19 protein-coding genes and 2 tRNA genes are annotated in these 14,479 nt (G+C 39.8%); 10 read left to right on the forward strand and 11 right to left on the reverse strand.

Annotation, left to right across the window (positions count from 1 at the left end; translation table 11 throughout):
- Positions 1-50: 50 nt before the first annotated feature.
- The 8 genes from RI557_RS02735 (at position 51) to RI557_RS02770 (ending at position 4,506) form a co-directional block, all read left to right on the forward strand.
- Positions 51-122: transfer RNA gene (locus RI557_RS02735), tRNA-Glu, on the forward strand.
- 32 nt (positions 123-154) lie between these two features.
- A tRNA-Glu gene (locus RI557_RS02740) sits at positions 155-226 on the forward strand.
- Between the two features lie 45 nt (positions 227-271).
- Entirely contained in the window at positions 272-523 is a 252-nt protein-coding gene (rpsT, locus tag RI557_RS02745; protein ID WP_310666837.1) for a 30S ribosomal protein S20, read from the forward strand.
- A gap of 98 nt (positions 524-621) precedes the next feature.
- Complete coding sequence (gene radC / locus RI557_RS02750; RefSeq protein ID WP_310681925.1) at positions 622-1,326, forward strand: RadC family protein; 705 nt, start codon at positions 622-624, stop codon at positions 1,324-1,326.
- Positions 1,327-2,640, forward strand: a complete 1,314-nt coding sequence (locus RI557_RS02755; protein ID WP_310681928.1) for a polysaccharide deacetylase family protein — start codon at positions 1,327-1,329, stop codon at positions 2,638-2,640.
- A 35-nt stretch (positions 2,641-2,675) separates the two neighbouring features.
- Complete coding sequence (gene upp, locus RI557_RS02760; protein WP_310666841.1) at positions 2,676-3,326, forward strand: uracil phosphoribosyltransferase; 651 nt, start codon at positions 2,676-2,678, stop codon at positions 3,324-3,326.
- Between the two features lie 11 nt (positions 3,327-3,337).
- Positions 3,338-3,796 carry a hypothetical protein gene (locus RI557_RS02765; RefSeq protein ID WP_310681930.1) on the forward strand — a complete coding sequence of 153 codons (459 nt, stop codon included), beginning with the start codon at positions 3,338-3,340 and terminating at the stop codon, positions 3,794-3,796.
- On the forward strand, positions 3,793-4,506 hold the full coding sequence (locus RI557_RS02770; protein WP_310666843.1) for a YjjG family noncanonical pyrimidine nucleotidase: 714 nt from the start codon (positions 3,793-3,795) through the stop codon (positions 4,504-4,506). The genes RI557_RS02765 and RI557_RS02770 overlap by 4 nt, the downstream gene beginning before the upstream one ends.
- Here the strand turns inward: RI557_RS02770 and RI557_RS02775 are convergent.
- From RI557_RS02775 to rsfS, 5 genes are read right to left on the reverse strand one after another with little or no spacing between them, the layout of a single operon-like run.
- Positions 4,490-5,149: a phosphatidylserine decarboxylase family protein gene (locus RI557_RS02775; protein WP_310681945.1), complete on the reverse strand. Its 660-nt coding sequence runs from the start codon at positions 5,147-5,149 to the stop codon at positions 4,490-4,492. The two genes, RI557_RS02770 and RI557_RS02775, sit on opposite strands and share 17 nt — an antisense overlap.
- Positions 5,150-5,183: 34 nt before the next feature.
- A complete protein-coding gene (locus RI557_RS02780) occupies positions 5,184-5,996 on the reverse strand; it encodes a phosphatidate cytidylyltransferase (RefSeq protein WP_310666845.1) in 813 nt (270 codons plus the stop codon).
- Positions 5,993-6,220: a DUF2007 domain-containing protein gene (locus tag RI557_RS02785; protein ID WP_310666846.1), complete on the reverse strand. Its 228-nt coding sequence runs from the start codon at positions 6,218-6,220 to the stop codon at positions 5,993-5,995. The genes RI557_RS02780 and RI557_RS02785 overlap by 4 nt, the downstream gene beginning before the upstream one ends.
- An 8-nt stretch (positions 6,221-6,228) precedes the next feature.
- Complete coding sequence (gene ftsH / locus RI557_RS02790) at positions 6,229-8,388, reverse strand: ATP-dependent zinc metalloprotease FtsH (RefSeq protein WP_310666847.1); 2,160 nt, start codon at positions 8,386-8,388, stop codon at positions 6,229-6,231.
- A gap of 15 nt (positions 8,389-8,403) precedes the next feature.
- Positions 8,404-8,772, reverse strand: a complete 369-nt coding sequence (gene rsfS, locus RI557_RS02795; RefSeq protein ID WP_310666848.1) for a ribosome silencing factor — start codon at positions 8,770-8,772, stop codon at positions 8,404-8,406.
- A gap of 78 nt (positions 8,773-8,850) precedes the next feature.
- Between rsfS and RI557_RS02800 the strand changes: the two genes are divergently transcribed.
- Complete coding sequence (locus RI557_RS02800) at positions 8,851-9,603, forward strand: biotin--[acetyl-CoA-carboxylase] ligase (RefSeq protein ID WP_310666849.1); 753 nt, start codon at positions 8,851-8,853, stop codon at positions 9,601-9,603.
- Here RI557_RS02800 and RI557_RS02805 read toward each other — a convergent pair.
- Both RI557_RS02805 and pyrE read right to left on the reverse strand, forming a co-directional pair.
- Positions 9,590-9,988 carry a hypothetical protein gene (locus RI557_RS02805; RefSeq protein ID WP_310666850.1) on the reverse strand — a complete coding sequence of 133 codons (399 nt, stop codon included), beginning with the start codon at positions 9,986-9,988 and terminating at the stop codon, positions 9,590-9,592. The genes RI557_RS02800 and RI557_RS02805 overlap by 14 nt on opposite strands.
- A 2-nt stretch (positions 9,989-9,990) precedes the next feature.
- On the reverse strand, positions 9,991-10,638 hold the full coding sequence (gene pyrE / locus RI557_RS02810; protein ID WP_310666851.1) for an orotate phosphoribosyltransferase: 648 nt from the start codon (positions 10,636-10,638) through the stop codon (positions 9,991-9,993).
- Between the two features lie 8 nt (positions 10,639-10,646).
- Between pyrE and RI557_RS02815 the strand changes: the two genes are divergently transcribed.
- Positions 10,647-11,279, forward strand: coding sequence for an NUDIX domain-containing protein (locus tag RI557_RS02815; RefSeq protein ID WP_310681949.1), 633 nt, complete (start codon positions 10,647-10,649; stop codon positions 11,277-11,279).
- On the opposite strand, the gene RI557_RS02820 is transcribed toward RI557_RS02815, so the two are convergent.
- Genes RI557_RS02820 through RI557_RS02835 form a run of 4 tightly spaced genes read right to left on the reverse strand, consistent with a single transcriptional unit; the run spans position 11,254 to position 14,475 of the window.
- On the reverse strand, positions 11,254-12,663 hold the full coding sequence (locus RI557_RS02820) for a TlpA disulfide reductase family protein (protein WP_310681951.1): 1,410 nt from the start codon (positions 12,661-12,663) through the stop codon (positions 11,254-11,256). The two genes, RI557_RS02815 and RI557_RS02820, sit on opposite strands and share 26 nt — an antisense overlap.
- Positions 12,663-13,115 carry a pantetheine-phosphate adenylyltransferase gene (coaD, locus tag RI557_RS02825; RefSeq protein WP_310682045.1) on the reverse strand — a complete coding sequence of 151 codons (453 nt, stop codon included), beginning with the start codon at positions 13,113-13,115 and terminating at the stop codon, positions 12,663-12,665. Before coaD ends, RI557_RS02820 begins: the two co-directional genes overlap by 1 nt.
- A 5-nt stretch (positions 13,116-13,120) precedes the next feature.
- Complete coding sequence (gene rsmD, locus RI557_RS02830) at positions 13,121-13,654, reverse strand: 16S rRNA (guanine(966)-N(2))-methyltransferase RsmD (RefSeq protein WP_310666854.1); 534 nt, start codon at positions 13,652-13,654, stop codon at positions 13,121-13,123.
- Positions 13,645-14,475, reverse strand: a complete 831-nt coding sequence (locus RI557_RS02835; protein WP_310681953.1) for a DUF3822 family protein — start codon at positions 14,473-14,475, stop codon at positions 13,645-13,647. Before RI557_RS02835 ends, rsmD begins: the two co-directional genes overlap by 10 nt.
- Positions 14,476-14,479: the final 4 nt, after the last annotated feature.

A 14,479-nucleotide genomic window follows, 5' to 3' on the forward strand; every position in this document is an offset into this window, starting at 1 on the left:
TTCACATTTTTATTACCTTTGCAATCCCTAAAAAATTAGGGTTGTACAATGGTCCGTTCGTCTAGGGGTTAGGACACCACCCTTTCACGGTGGAGACACGGGTTCGATTCCCGTACGGACTACTAATTTTTGTAACGTTATTTTAATTATTTTTGGTCCGTTCGTCTAGGGGTTAGGACACCACCCTTTCACGGTGGAGACACGGGTTCGATTCCCGTACGGACTACAGGTATAATTTTGAATGCCCGCAGGGCTAATTACTAATAGTATTATGGCAAATCATAAGTCAGCATTAAAGAGAATCAGAAGTTCAGAGAAAAGACGTGTTCACAACCGTTATTACGCGAGAACTATGCGTAATGCTGTTAATGCTTTTCGTCAATTAACAGATAAGAAAGAGGCTACAGAACAATTGCCTAAAGTTGTTGCGCTTGTTGATCGTGTTGCTAAACGTAACATTATTCACAACAATAAAGCAGCTAACTTGAAGTCTAGCCTTTACCGTCAGGTGAACAACATGTAATAATTGTCTCTGACAAAACTTACTTTTTAGTGAACCCTTGCAGATTTTCTGCGAGGGTTTTTTTAATTTTATACAATTAAACGCGTTAATTTAATTGTATGAATGAACCTAACTATGAATCTTACTCAGCTATCAAAGCGTGGGCTGAAGATGATCGCCCACGTGAAAAACTACTCCTCAAAGGCAAGAGCGTTTTAAGCGATGCCGAACTATTAGCGATCATTTTAGGATCGGGAACAGCAAAAGTTTCAGCTGTTGATTTATCAAAGCAAATTCTCAATTCCTGCGATCAAAACCTCAATGAGTTAGGAAAACTCTCCATATCAGAGCTCAAAAAATTCAAAGGTGTTGGTGATGCCAAAGCAATTACGATTTCAGCGGCTATGGAGCTAGCCCGCAGGAGGCGATCTGACCAATTGATCAAAAAGAAAAAGGTCGCTTCAAGCCAGGATGCTTACCAGTATCTCTATCCTTTATTGGCCGATCTTCCCCACGAAGAATTTGTGGTGGTTTTGCTCAACCGTGGGAACAAGATCATGACGCACAAAACAATTAGCAGAGGAGGAGTTAGCGGTACAGTGGCAGATGCCAAAATTATTTTTCAAATTGCGCTTGAGAAACTGGCTTCCAGTATTATACTCGCTCATAACCACCCGAGCGGAAATCTAACTGCGAGCCAGGCTGATATTCGCCTCACCAACAAATTGAAAGAAGGAGCGTCATTGCTCGATTTGCAAGTCCTCGATCATCTTATTATCGGTGATGAAAATTACCTTAGCTTTGCTGATGACGGATTGCTATAAATGCCTGAAAAGAAACATATCCAAATATTTTCAGAGGTTCAAACGAGCCGGTTTAAGTACATTGCGAATTTCCTGTTTGGTGATATTCTGCAATATGCTGTGGACATCGTCTATCATGAAAATGACTTAAAAGATGGCGTTTTTACCATTTGCTACAGTCACCGCGCTGTAGTGGAGAAGTCGATTCACATTCAGCCGGCTGCTCTCTTGAAGGAACGAATTATCGAGAAGCAGGAAATGACTTTTTTCAAGTGGAAAGAGCTGCCTGTTTTTTTCGGAACCGGAGGTCGGGATATTCCATTTGATTTATTTTCTGCCGCTTTCTATTTGGTGACTCGTTATGAAGAGTATTTGCCTCATGGAAAAGATAAGCACGGCCGTTTCAAACCTGAGGATAGCATCGCTTTTCGTGAGAGCTTTTTGAATCTACCGCTCATCGATATGTGGATGCAGGAAGTGACCAATGTACTGAGAAAGAAAGGAGGAGCTCCGCCAATCAGGAAATTCAGGTATCTCAACACAATCGATGTTGACAATGCTTACGCTTTCATGGAAAAGGGCTTGCTTAGATCAACAGGTGCTATTTTGAGGTCGGTTATTCAGTTGAACTTTTCGGATCTGACCGATAGATTGAAAACATTGATAGGTCAACGATCAGATCCATTTAACACCTTCGACTTTGTCTTGAAGCAAGCTGAGAAATACGGCTTTAAAAGTGTGTTCTTTTTCCTGCTGGCAAATTATGGCGTCAATGATAAAAACGTGCCTCACACTAGCCGAAAGTTTCGATCACTCATTAAGTCTGTAAACGATTATTGCAAAGTTGGAATTCACCCATCTTACGCTTCAACTGATGAACCGGAGCTACTCCAGATGGAAGCTAACAGGTTGAAAGAAATCATTCACATGCCGGTAACCCACAGCAGGCAACATTTTTTGAAAATCGATATACCCAGGTCTTATCGTGAATTATTAGAGGTAGAAGTGTACAATGATTATTCAATGGGCTACGCCTCTGAACTCGGATTTAGAGCTTCAACCTGCACGCCATTCCTGTTTTTTGATCTCGAGCAGAACAGGCAAACGAGGCTGAGGGTTTACCCGTACAGTTTGATGGAGGCAACGTTGAAGTATTATATGGGTAAGAATCCCGAGGATGCCATGCAGTATTTCAAACCCATAATCGACAGGGTGAAAAATGTCAACGGGCTGCTTTGTACTCTATGGCACAATGACTCACTTAGTGATTACGGTGAATGGGAGGGCTGGCGAAAAGTGTATGAGGATATGCTTGAATACATTTACCAGGATTAATTTAAAAGCTAACTTTGTTGAAATTCAATTGAGAAATGGTTCGCGAGTTTCAGAAAGAAAATTCAATCATTAATACGTACCTTAATGAGATAAGGGACGATACAATTCAAAAAGACAGGATGCGGTTCAGAGCCAATCTCAAGCGCATTGGTAGTTTAATGGCTTACGAGATATCGAAAAAGCTCGATTACAGTGAACGAGAAGTTATTACACCACTTGGAAAGACAAGCGGCTTTGAATTAAAGAATCAACCTGTTTTAGGGACTGTACTCAGAGCCGGGCTACCATTGCACGAAGGTTTTTTAAATGTCTTTGACAAAGCTGATAACGCCTTTATTTCTGCTTATCGCAAGCATCACAGTGGAGATGAGTTTGAAGTAGAGGTTGAATACGTTTCCTGTCCAGATATTCAAAACCGCACACTTATTCTCGTTGATCCAATGCTCGCTACAGGTCGCTCAATGTACCTGAGCTATCAGTCGCTGGTAAAGCAGTTTGGCAAGCCCGCCAAAACGTATATTGTTTCAGTTATTGCCAGTAATGAAGGTGTAGAATATGTTCAGGAAAAAATTGGAAAGAATGCTGAGCTTTACATGGGTGCCATCGATGAAGAATTAACAGCTCAGGCATATATTGTTCCTGGATTAGGTGATGCAGGTGATTTAGCTTACGGAGAAAAAGAGTAGAGTAACGGAACATGTGGGGAGAGTTTTCGAAAATTCTGGTGCTCCTGTTCGTGAGCGCTACCAAGTTTTTAATGGGACCGGGAACTATTTTAGCATCGGGCTATTCACCCGGTGAGGCAATTATTATTGCCATTATTGGCGGTGTGTTAGGCTCACTTTTCTTTTTTTATTTTGGATCGTGGTTTTTCAGTTGGATCGAGAGAAAATTTCGCAATAAAAGAAGGAAGCCTAAAAGAAAATTCACCTGGAAAAACAGACTTATAATCCGGTTTAAAAACCGATTTGGTGTCATAGGGATGGCGCTTTTGATTCCCATCATTTCCATTCCTGTAAGTGCTCTTATTTCAGCCAAGTATTTTAGGCATGATCGAAAATCAGTGCCGGCTTATATTCTATCGGTAGTGTTTTGGAGCTTCGTACTTACTTATTTCTCAAATCCGGTTATCAACTCAATAAAGCAGTTATTTTGAAGAACGTACAACACATATTTTTTGATTTAGATAGAACGCTTTGGGATTTTGAAACAAACTCTCGCGAAGCTTTATTGATGGCTTATGAGCATTTTGGTTTGCAGCAGTGGTTTGACGATTCCATGCAGTTTATCAAAAAATACGAGGCTATCAATGATCAACTGTGGGCACTTTATCGAAAAGGGCAGGTAGAGAAAAGTGTTTTGCGAACAAAACGCTTTGGTGATACATTGAAAGAAGCAGGTTGTTGGTCAGAGCCGATAGCGAGAGATTTGGGAGATTTCTACATAATGGAGAGCCCGAAGCAAAAGAAGCTTTTGCCTTCAACTGCTGAAATGCTTCAAGAACTAAATGATCATTACGAACTTCACATCATCACTAACGGATTTGATGAGGTTCAGCATTTCAAACTCGAGAATTGCGGTTTAGATCATTACTTTGACGTTGTCATAACATCAGACAGTGCCGGATACAAAAAGCCTGATGAAAGAATCTTTTTTCAGGCTCTGACCAAAGCGAAAGCTGAAGCTAAAAGCTCACTCATGGTTGGGGATGATTGGAATTCAGATATTATTGGGGCCAGATCAGTAGGAATGAAACAGTGTTTTTACAATCCTGAAATTAAACTACTCAACGATAAATCAGAGGAAGGATTGATTGAGGTTGGTCACCACGATCAGCTTATTGATTATCTCAAATCTCAGCGATAATAGACCGGTTTCCGCGAACTTCTTCGTTGAGTTTAACCTGAATTTTACTTGATGTTGGAAGGAAAATATCAACTCGGGAGCCAAACTTGATGAAGCCAAACTCTTGTCCCTGAGTCACTTCATCTCCTTCTTCAACATACCACACGATTCGCCTGGCCAAAGCTCCGGCAATTTGGCGGTAGAGAATATCAGTTCCGTTTTTGGTTTGGACGCCTACAGTTGTGCGTTCGTTGTCGGTTGATGACTTTGGATGCCAGGCGACTAAAAATCTACCAGGATGATATTTGAAATATTTGACGATTCCGCTAACCGGATTCCAGTTGATGTGCACGTTGAGGGGGCTCATAAAAATAGATACCTGAATGCATTTTTGCTTTAGATATTCAGTTTCCTCAACTTCTTCAATCGCAACGATTTTACCATCTGCCGGTGCATAAACCAAATCAGGATGAAGAACAGCCAGCGAACGATCTGGTTTTCTAAAAAACTGCAGAATTGAAATAAGAATAAAAAGCGCAAGTAAAACAAGCAATAGTTTAAGCCAAACTACCTGGCCAAATGTTTGAGTACCCAGGTAAATGAGGATAAAACCTACAATTACAGCTATTGATATGGATACTCTACCTTCTTTGTGAAATTTCATAAGCGGCTTCAAATATAACGTATTGCAGCATTCCTTAAGCGAAAATTAAAATAAATGCCCATGCTGCAGGAATAGCAAACAGTGCAGCGTCAAACCTGTCAAGTATTCCTCCGTGGCCGGGGATGATATTTCCGGCATCTTTGACACCTGCATTGCGCTTGAGCATTGATTCAAATAAGTCGCCAAGAGTGGCGAAAATTGAAACCACAAGCCCCACCATAATCCACGCTTTACTGTCAAAATGAAATATAAATTTAGAAAGGATAAACGCACCTGCTAACGAGGCGATTGCACCACCCAAAGTTCCTTCCCAGGTCTTTTTGGGAGAAAGCCTCTCGTTCAGTTTGTTTTTTCCCATGGCTCTTCCTGTGAGATAAGCCATAGTATCGTTAGTCCAAATTAAAATGAGAATAAAAAGGACTTTGTTTGGATTAAATGTAGAGTCGAGAGATAATCCAAAAAGGAAGATTCCCAAAAAGCCTAATTGCGTGTATACAAACCCCAAAATCACACCTGAAGAATCGAGAAATGGAGTAGGAGTTTTACTGAAAAGTACCAGAACCAGCATGATCAACAATATAAAGATGGCAATACCAAAAACACTATCGATATCAATAACAGAGTATTGCCAGGAAATAGCGCTGCACCAAAAAGCTACTGATCCCAGGATAAATACGCGAGCAAGATCTTTATTCCCAAACCTTATCAGCTTAGAAAATTCGCTTGCCGCTATCAAAGAAAAGATTGCTAAAAGCGGAACAAAAACTGTTGACCCCAAAAGAATCCCGGTGATTAACACCGCGACAAATACGCCTCCAGATAATGCGCGTACTGTTAATTCACTCAAGACTTTTTGTTATGCTCTTCAATGTAGGCTTTTGCTTTGCTCTCATTTTCAGGGTGAACATAAACACCTACCGCGTAATTTGTTTGATTAAGTGACTTAAACATTGAAGCTTGATGATCAAAAACATAGGCTTCAACATCCATTTCTTGTAAATGGGCTTTAATCAACTCAGCGTCAAACTTATCATTCGTTTCGTAAACTAAATTCCAGTCTTTTGGGTCCATAATTCGGGTTATTTAGACGTATTATCTGAAGTGCTTTCTTCTTTTTTATCACTCTCTTTAGAGTTCTTTTTATCATCAGTGTTTTGGTCAGATCCGGAATCGCTTTTCGGCTTTTCCTCAGTCTTTTCGTCTTTTGACGGGAGCTCTTTAGGGCTCTGACCGTTATCACTTTTGCTTTCTTTAGCCTGCTTTTCAGTCAACCTAATTTGCTCTGCTGTTTTATCAGCTTTGGTTTCAAATTTACGTTTACCAAAAATGCGTTCCAAATCTTCTCTAAAGATAACCTCTTTTTCGAGAAGTAGCTCAGCTAACTCATTCAACTTATCCTGATTTTCGATAAGAAGGTTTTTGGTGCGAACGTACATCGACTCGATGAGCTTGCTAACTTCTTTATCGATAACATCAGCTGTGGTGTCACTGTAAGGCTTTGTGAAATTGTAATCGTTTTGACCTGATGAGTCGTAATAACTAATGTTCCCGATTTTTTCGTTGAGGCCGTACATTTTTACCATAGCGTAAGCTTGTTTGGTGATTTTCTCTAAATCACTCAATGCACCTGTTGAGATTTCGTTGAATGTGATTTCCTCAGCAGCACGACCACCAAGCGCAGCACACATTTCATCAAAGAGTTGTTTCTTAGTTGTAATTTGACGTTCTTCAGGTAAATACCAGGCGGCTCCAAGACTTCTACCACGCGGTACAATTGTCACTTTAACGAGTGGTGAAGCGTGTTCAAGCAACCAACTTACAGTTGCGTGACCGGCTTCGTGAAAAGCGATTGTTTTCTTTTCCTCTGGAGTAATGATCTTGCTTTTCTTTTCGAGTCCGGCAATGATTCTATCAACCGCATCGAGGAAATCTTGCTTATCGATTTCTTTTTTCTTCTTACGAGCAGCTATGAGGGCAGCTTCGTTACAGAGGTTGGCAATTTCAGCTCCACTAAACCCTGGTGTTTGACTTGCAAGAAATTCAATATCAACGCTATCCTTCAGCTTTAAGGGCTTCAAGTGGACTTTGAATATCGCTTTACGTTCTTCTTTTTCAGGGAGGTCAACATTAATTTGACGGTCAAAACGTCCCGGGCGTAACAGTGCTCTATCCAGAACATCAGCGCGGTTTGTTGCTGCTAAAATGATGACACCACTATTAGTACCAAAACCATCCATTTCAGTGAGTAGCTGGTTCAATGTATTTTCGCGTTCATCATTAGATCCCTGCATTGCGTTTTTACCACGGGCTCTTCCTATTGCATCAATTTCATCGATAAAGATAATACAGGGTGCTTTTTCTTTAGCCTGTTTAAAGAGGTCACGAACACGAGATGCTCCAACACCTACAAACATTTCAACAAAATCTGAACCGGAAAGTGAGAAAAATGGAACCTGTGCTTCACCGGCAACTGCTTTTGCGAGCAATGTTTTTCCTGTACCTGGAGGTCCAACGAGTAATGCACCCTTTGGAATTTTAGCACCTAAAGTAGTATAGCGTTTTGGATTTTTGAGGAAATCAACAATTTCCATCACTTCCTCTTTTGCTTCTTCAAGACCGGCAACATCTTTGAAGTTGATTTTAACTCCCTGTTCCTTATCGAAAAGAGTGGCTTTTGATTTCCCAATGTTGAAAATTTGACCGCCAGGACCACCGCCACCGCTCATTCTGCGCATGATCAGTATCCAGAGACCAAACATCAAACCTATTGGTATCAACCAGCCGAGAATATCTCTTCCCCAGTTGTCCTGTTGAATAAAGTCGTATGATAAATCGTATTTCGTTTGCCACTCATCTAGTTGTTGAGTGAAGAAATCACCCTTTGGAGGAGTGAACTCAAAGTGAGGGCCCTTTTGAGAGTTTTCTCCAATTAAAGGTTGTTGAAGTTTATCTTCATATTTTTCAAGAGACTCAGCCTTGATAAACACCTTTGCCTTTTCATAATTGTAAATAATAACCTTATTTACGTCACCATCCTGTACCATTTCCTTGAATTTTGGAAATGTAGTTGGTGTAAGAGTAGGGCCCCAGTTGAACAAGTTTAGCGAAATGAGTACTACAGCTATGATAGCGTAGATCCAATAAAAATTAAAGTTATTTTTCTTGTTGTTCTTGTTTGGCGGCTTGGGAATATTACCCTTAACTCTATTCGAGCGCTTAGAATTTTGTTGTTTGCTCATTCAATATTGTTTCTGTTAATCTTCAATAGTTGAAACTTTGGCATCAGCCCAAAGATCTTCCAAATTATAGAACTCACGAACGCTTTCCTGAAAAATGTGAACCACAACATTGAAATAATCAATAATAATCCATTCAGCATTTTGAGTTCCTTCTACATGCCAGGGTTTTTCAGCGAGGTGTTCACGAACTTCATCCTGTACAGAATCAGCTAGTGAAGCAACATTAGTGTTCGAAGAACCGTGGCAAATAACGAAATAATCACTTACCGAGTTACTGATGTCACGCAAATCAAGTAATTTAATTTCTTTTCCTTTGCGTTCTTTAAGCCCTAAAACGGCTGTTTCAGCTAATTGAGTTGAAGTAGTTTCGTTTTCTTTCGTCATTCTTATTGTGTTCAGCCTGCAAAAATAGGAATTTCGATTGATGACAGTCTTTCATATTATGATATCTCTTGAATAGATATGAATACATTATTTACAGGTCAAAATATTATCCATCTTCAACGTGTCGATTCTACCAATCGTTACGCACTACAACTCCTGTCAAAACAAAATGTTCCAGAAGGAACTGTAATTTGGACTGATGAACAGTATAAGGGGCGTGGACAGCGCGGAAATAGCTGGGTCACTCAGGCACACCAAAACCTCACTTTTAGCGTAGTATTGTATCCGCGGTTTTTAGCACCAGATGATCATTTTCTTTTGAATAAACTGGTTACTGTTGCTTTAAAGCGTTTGTTGCGAGATAAACTTTACGAAGACGTTCAAATAAAATGGCCTAACGATATTTTCGTTCAGAACCTCAAGACAGCCGGGATCTTAATCGAAAATTCGTGGAAGGGAAACAGAATAGGAAGTAGCGTAACTGGTGTGGGGTTAAATGTCAATCAGGTTGAATTTGGTGATACAGCAAATAACGCAACATCACTCAAGCAACAAACCGGAAAGTTTTTTGAGTTGAGATTTTTATTAGAAGAGTTTTGTCAAATTCTCGAACACCTCTACATCAGGTTAAAAGAAAACCCTCAATCGTTGGATAAAGAATTTGAAAGAAGCCTTTTTGGTCTGAACCAGTGGAAAAAATATGAAGTCAACGGAGAGCAGGCAGAGCTAAAAGTAACTGGCGTGAGTAAGCAGGGCCGACTCATGGTTGAAGACAAAACCGGCAAGCCGATGAAATTCGAAATTAAAGAAATTACGCTTATCCGTGATTAGCTGCTAATTTATCGGCCAGCATGTTGAAGAAGTTTGTCAAAGGCTTTTCAACCATCGCTTTCATAAACGGATTCATCTTGCCGTCAAAAAGGATTTTAGCAGTAGTGTCATCACCCTTTTCATCGAGATTGATCGTAAGGGTAAAATCAAAAGGGTTTTTCCCTTCAGATTCCATAACCACTTTGGAAGAGTCTTCTGAAGACTTGCGCATTCCAATTTTTGCGAGTCCTTTTATTTGAAACCGACATGAGTCCTCATCTGATTCCCAGTCTGAAATTTTATCTTCAGGCATTAATTTTTGAAGGTTGTTCAGGTTGCCCAAAAACTGTGATATAGTTGATGATTTCTCATTTATCGTAACTTCTTTGCTTTCTATCTTAGCCATTGTTATTTTTTAGGTGTCCATTCAGAAGGGTTATCTCTCCAGTTCCTTAAGACTTCTACATCTTCTTGTTTTATGTAATTTGATTCGAGAGCTTTTTCGATGAGGGCATTGTAATTTGAAAGCGTGTAATAAGGACATTGAGCTTCTCGCAAGTTTTTTCTCGCCAGGTCAAAACCATAAGAGAAAATTGAAACCATACCTTTTACAGCACTTCCGTTATCTTTCAAAGCTTTGATAGCTTTCATGCTGCTTCCTCCCGTAGAGATGAGATCTTCAATGACAATTACACTTTGGTCTTTACCAAGAACACCCTCTATTTGATTCGTCATCCCGTGTTTTTTTGCCTCAGGTCTAACGTAAACAAACGGTAGCCCCATTTCCTGAGCTACCAGAACTCCCTGAGGAATACCACCGGTTGCAACACCGGCAATCACATCAGGTCGGCCAAAGTGAGCATCAATGGTTTTGACGAACTCCTGCCTGATGAAGTTTCTGATTTTGGGATAAGAAAGCGTTTTGCGGTTATCGCAATAAATAGGCGATTGCCAACCACTCGACCACTGAAAAGGGTCGTTCGGGTTCAAAACAACTGCTTTGATTTGCAATAAAAATTCCGCTACTTTGAGGGCCGAATCATCAAGAATATTCATACACACAAATGTATAAAGTTTTCGTAAAAAACCGGCCCGTTATCTTAACTGATAGGCCAGATCAATTTATTGAGACCTCATTTGAGAAGCATCGGTTTGTTTCCAAGAAAAAACTTGAACTACAAATCGAAGCTTTTGAGCACGAAAAAGCAGCTATTGGTTTGATGGTTTTTCACTATGATCTTGATGAGTTGTTTTATTATTTCAGAAGAATATGTCGCTTTGTTAAGGCTGCAGGAGGTGTAGTGCAAAACAAGGATGACGAACTGCTTTTCATTTTTAGGAAGCATAAGTGGGACTTGCCAAAAGGCAAACTCGATAGTGACGAGCATCCCAGAGAAGCGGCCCTTCGTGAAGTTCAGGAAGAATGTGGCGTAGGTAGGCTGAGAATTGAAGATAAGCTGTGCGACACTTATCACACATATTGGGAAGATGGGCGAAGGGTTCTGAAAAAGACCTATTGGTTCACGATGAAAACAAATTATGAAGGCCGTTTAATTCCTCAGTTAGAAGAGGATATCACGGATGTGAAGTGGCTCAAGCAGGCCGATTTAAATGTTGTGAGTGAAAATACTTACAGAGCAATAAACGATGTTGTGGAAATATTCAACAACCCTAATCTTCCTTATAATCGCGAATAATCTCAAAGTCTTTTACACCATCTTCGCCTGAATTGATAATAGCATCGAAGTAACCGATCATTCTATTAGGCTCGTAAGCCGGTGAAAGAGCTAATTTACCATCGGGATCAACCAGGAAATACATCGGGAAGGATCTTACTGAATATCGTTCGAGCAAGCTGAACTTTTTATTGTAATGGATAATCTGCCAGGGGTAATTGTGGTTCTGAACAAAGCTGTAAAAGTCTTCCTGATTGCGATCTCCTGAAATACTGAGGAATGCAATTTTGTTTTTGTATTTCGAGTGAATTTGATTCATGAAAATCAAGTCTTCAACTGCTGCATCATTCCATGTTGTCCAGAACTGGATATAAACGTAAGAACCTTTGAATTGATCTAATGTTACTGCGTTTCCGGAGGTGTCGTACAAACTGATAGCCGGTGCTTTACTCCATTTTTTTAGATGCGTCATGTCATCTAAGATACTCGAAGCAATTCTTTTTATAACTGGAGTTTCAGCATCTTCAATAGCTTGTTTGAGCAGTGTTTTTTTACGCGATGGTTTTACGTTTGGGAGCTCGTTAAAATGAAGTTTCGTAATAAGGGCAAGTTCGGCTAACTCGCGTCTTTCAAAAAGGGAATCAGTTAGGAATAAGTTGACAACAGCTTTAAATCCGCTGTAAACAATCAATGAATCGGTATAACGAGATTTATTGACGAGCAAAAAATGATCGGTATCACGATTGTAAACTTGCAAGAATAACGATAGATAATCTGCTGACTCCGGTTTTATCGGGTCTGATTGAAAAATACTTTTCTTTACGCTATCTCGTGACGCACCTGAAAGAAGCTTGAGCGAGGTGACTTTGAATATTAGCTCTTCTTTTAGTTGAGGGTAGCTGTTATGTGCTTCGGTCAGAACCGAGGTGAGTGAGTCGTTGAATTCGCGAAGGTTTTTGGGGAATAACGTGTCTTTTTTTGGTGCCGGATTGCGCTGGATAAAATCGGCAATTGCGCTATCCTGAAACATAGCTGCCTCATATAAGTATTCAAAGTTTGTCGATGAACAGGGGTAATCAACTTCAACGGGAATTAGTTTATTGTTGAGGTCTTCAGGAGTTTTGAGTGTAAGCGGTTTATCGCATTTTTTGTCGTGAAAATACGGAGTGTACCGATCTTCAATCTTGAGGTAATAGAAGCCGGCTTCCGGCTCTGACCGAAAAGAAAAGCTTCCATCTTTACCAATTTGAGCTGAATCGAGCTTGTCGTAAGTTCCTGAAAGTGCTTCAACTGTTTTGAGCAGATAGATTTTTTGTCCGTAAAAACCTTTGATGGTTCCGCTCAGTTGAGCAGCGCTTAACAGAGGTAAAAGGACTATGAAAATTGAGAAAATTACACGCTTCATTAACGAATGTTTTGCGGAAGAAATTGACTGGCGTTCCCGTTATTACGAATTATATCCCTAACTATTGTTGAGGAAACGGCCGAGTGCTGTGGATTGCTCATCAAAAAGATGGTTTCCACATCAGGAACGAGCTTCGCATTCATGGTTGCAATGCTTTGTTCAAATTCAAAATCTCCGGTTGTTCTTAAGCCACGAAGCAAAAAGTTTGCCTTTTTGTCTTTGCAGTATTCAACTGTAAGTCCTTTATAGGTGTCGACTTCAACTTTGTTGTTGTCTTTGAATGTTTTACGAAGCATTTCTAATCTTTCGTCAAGACTGTGCATGTACTTTTTGCTACTGTTGACTCCTATAGCTACAATTACTTTATCAAAAAGCTCGGTGCCACGATTGATAATATCTTCATGGCCAATAGTTATAGGATCAAAAGAACCCGGAAAAACCGCAATCTTAATTTCACTCATAATTCAAATATTGAAAAATGGACATGTCCGTATGTCCGTTCTTCAACAAAGTTAGGAACCGTTTTGAATTGATGCGTTTTATCGTGCTCTATAATGAGTAATCCTTTTTGAGTTAAGAGGTCTTTTTCAAAAACAGTATTGATGAATTCGTGGTAATGCGGCCAGTTGTAAGGTGGATCAGCAAATATTATATCGAACTTGATTTTCGCATTTTTCACGAATTTAACTGCATCGCGCTTGATGGCCTTGAAATTTTCAGTTTCCCATTCCTTCGATGTTTGAATGAGATGCTTAATGCATTTAGCGCTCATGTCAACACCGTAAACATCTTTTGCACCTCTGGACAAAAATTCAAAACTCATATTTCCCGATCCTGCAAAACAATCAAGGATGACTTTATCTTCAACACTGTACTGAGTTGTGAGAATATTAAAGAGCGATTCTTTTGCGAAGTTAGTCGTTGGCCTAACCGGCAGATTTTTAGGAGTAGTAATTTTTCTGCCTCTGTATTTACCGCTGATTATTCGCACAATAGAGTACTTAATAATGTTGCTCCCACTCCTTTAGGGAGTGATTCCTGGAGGTCTTTACTCAATTCAAAAGAAGCGTCAAGCTCAATTGGAGAGAGTTTTGGGAGGTAGTTTTTCAAGGAATCGAGCTGATTCAGCTGCTTACTGGTTTGTACAGTATAATGAACTGGAGTGTTTTCAACTGAGATCTCTAATTGCTCCATAGAATAGAGCGTGTAGTAGGCTATATCAGCATCAGATGTTATTTTAAAAGAGTTGGAGTGGTACAATCCATTTTTAAAAAAATAGATGTGAAACGCTTCATCAAAAATGTGAAGGAAAACAGCGTGATCTGATTTGGTATCGTTGAACACTGAGTGATAAGCCAGGGCACTTCCGGCAGGGTGTAATACTGTTATTCCATTTTTGGTGAGATCTTGAAATGTAGATTGATCAACGCGATAAAGCAAGTTTGCTGTAAGGTTATTGATCACCATCGATTTTTCTTTTTGGTTGGGTTTATCTCCCAGAATGAAGTTGAGATATTCGCTGTTGTTCTCTGGAGTAATTACACCTGTTGGAACAACAGTAAACTGGTTGTTTTGAACGGCAACATGAAGCTTTTTTAACTGTAGTTCATTTATCAACTGCTTAAGAGATGTTGTATTTTCAGGTACATGAAAAACAAAGTACTCTTGAAACTCATTTGTTGATGAGTTAAACGAAGCAACAGTAAAGTGTTGAGCATCTAAAACAGCCACACCTGAACACAAAGAAGCAGCCTCTTTTGAAGGGCTGCTTCCAAAATGTTCAATACTATTTAAAGTCGTTGATCTATTCAACTGT

Origin of the sequence: Salibacter sp., assembly GCF_031581065.1 — a bacterium.
In the GTDB taxonomy this organism is placed as follows: domain Bacteria; phylum Bacteroidota; class Bacteroidia; order Flavobacteriales_G; family Salibacteraceae; genus Salibacter.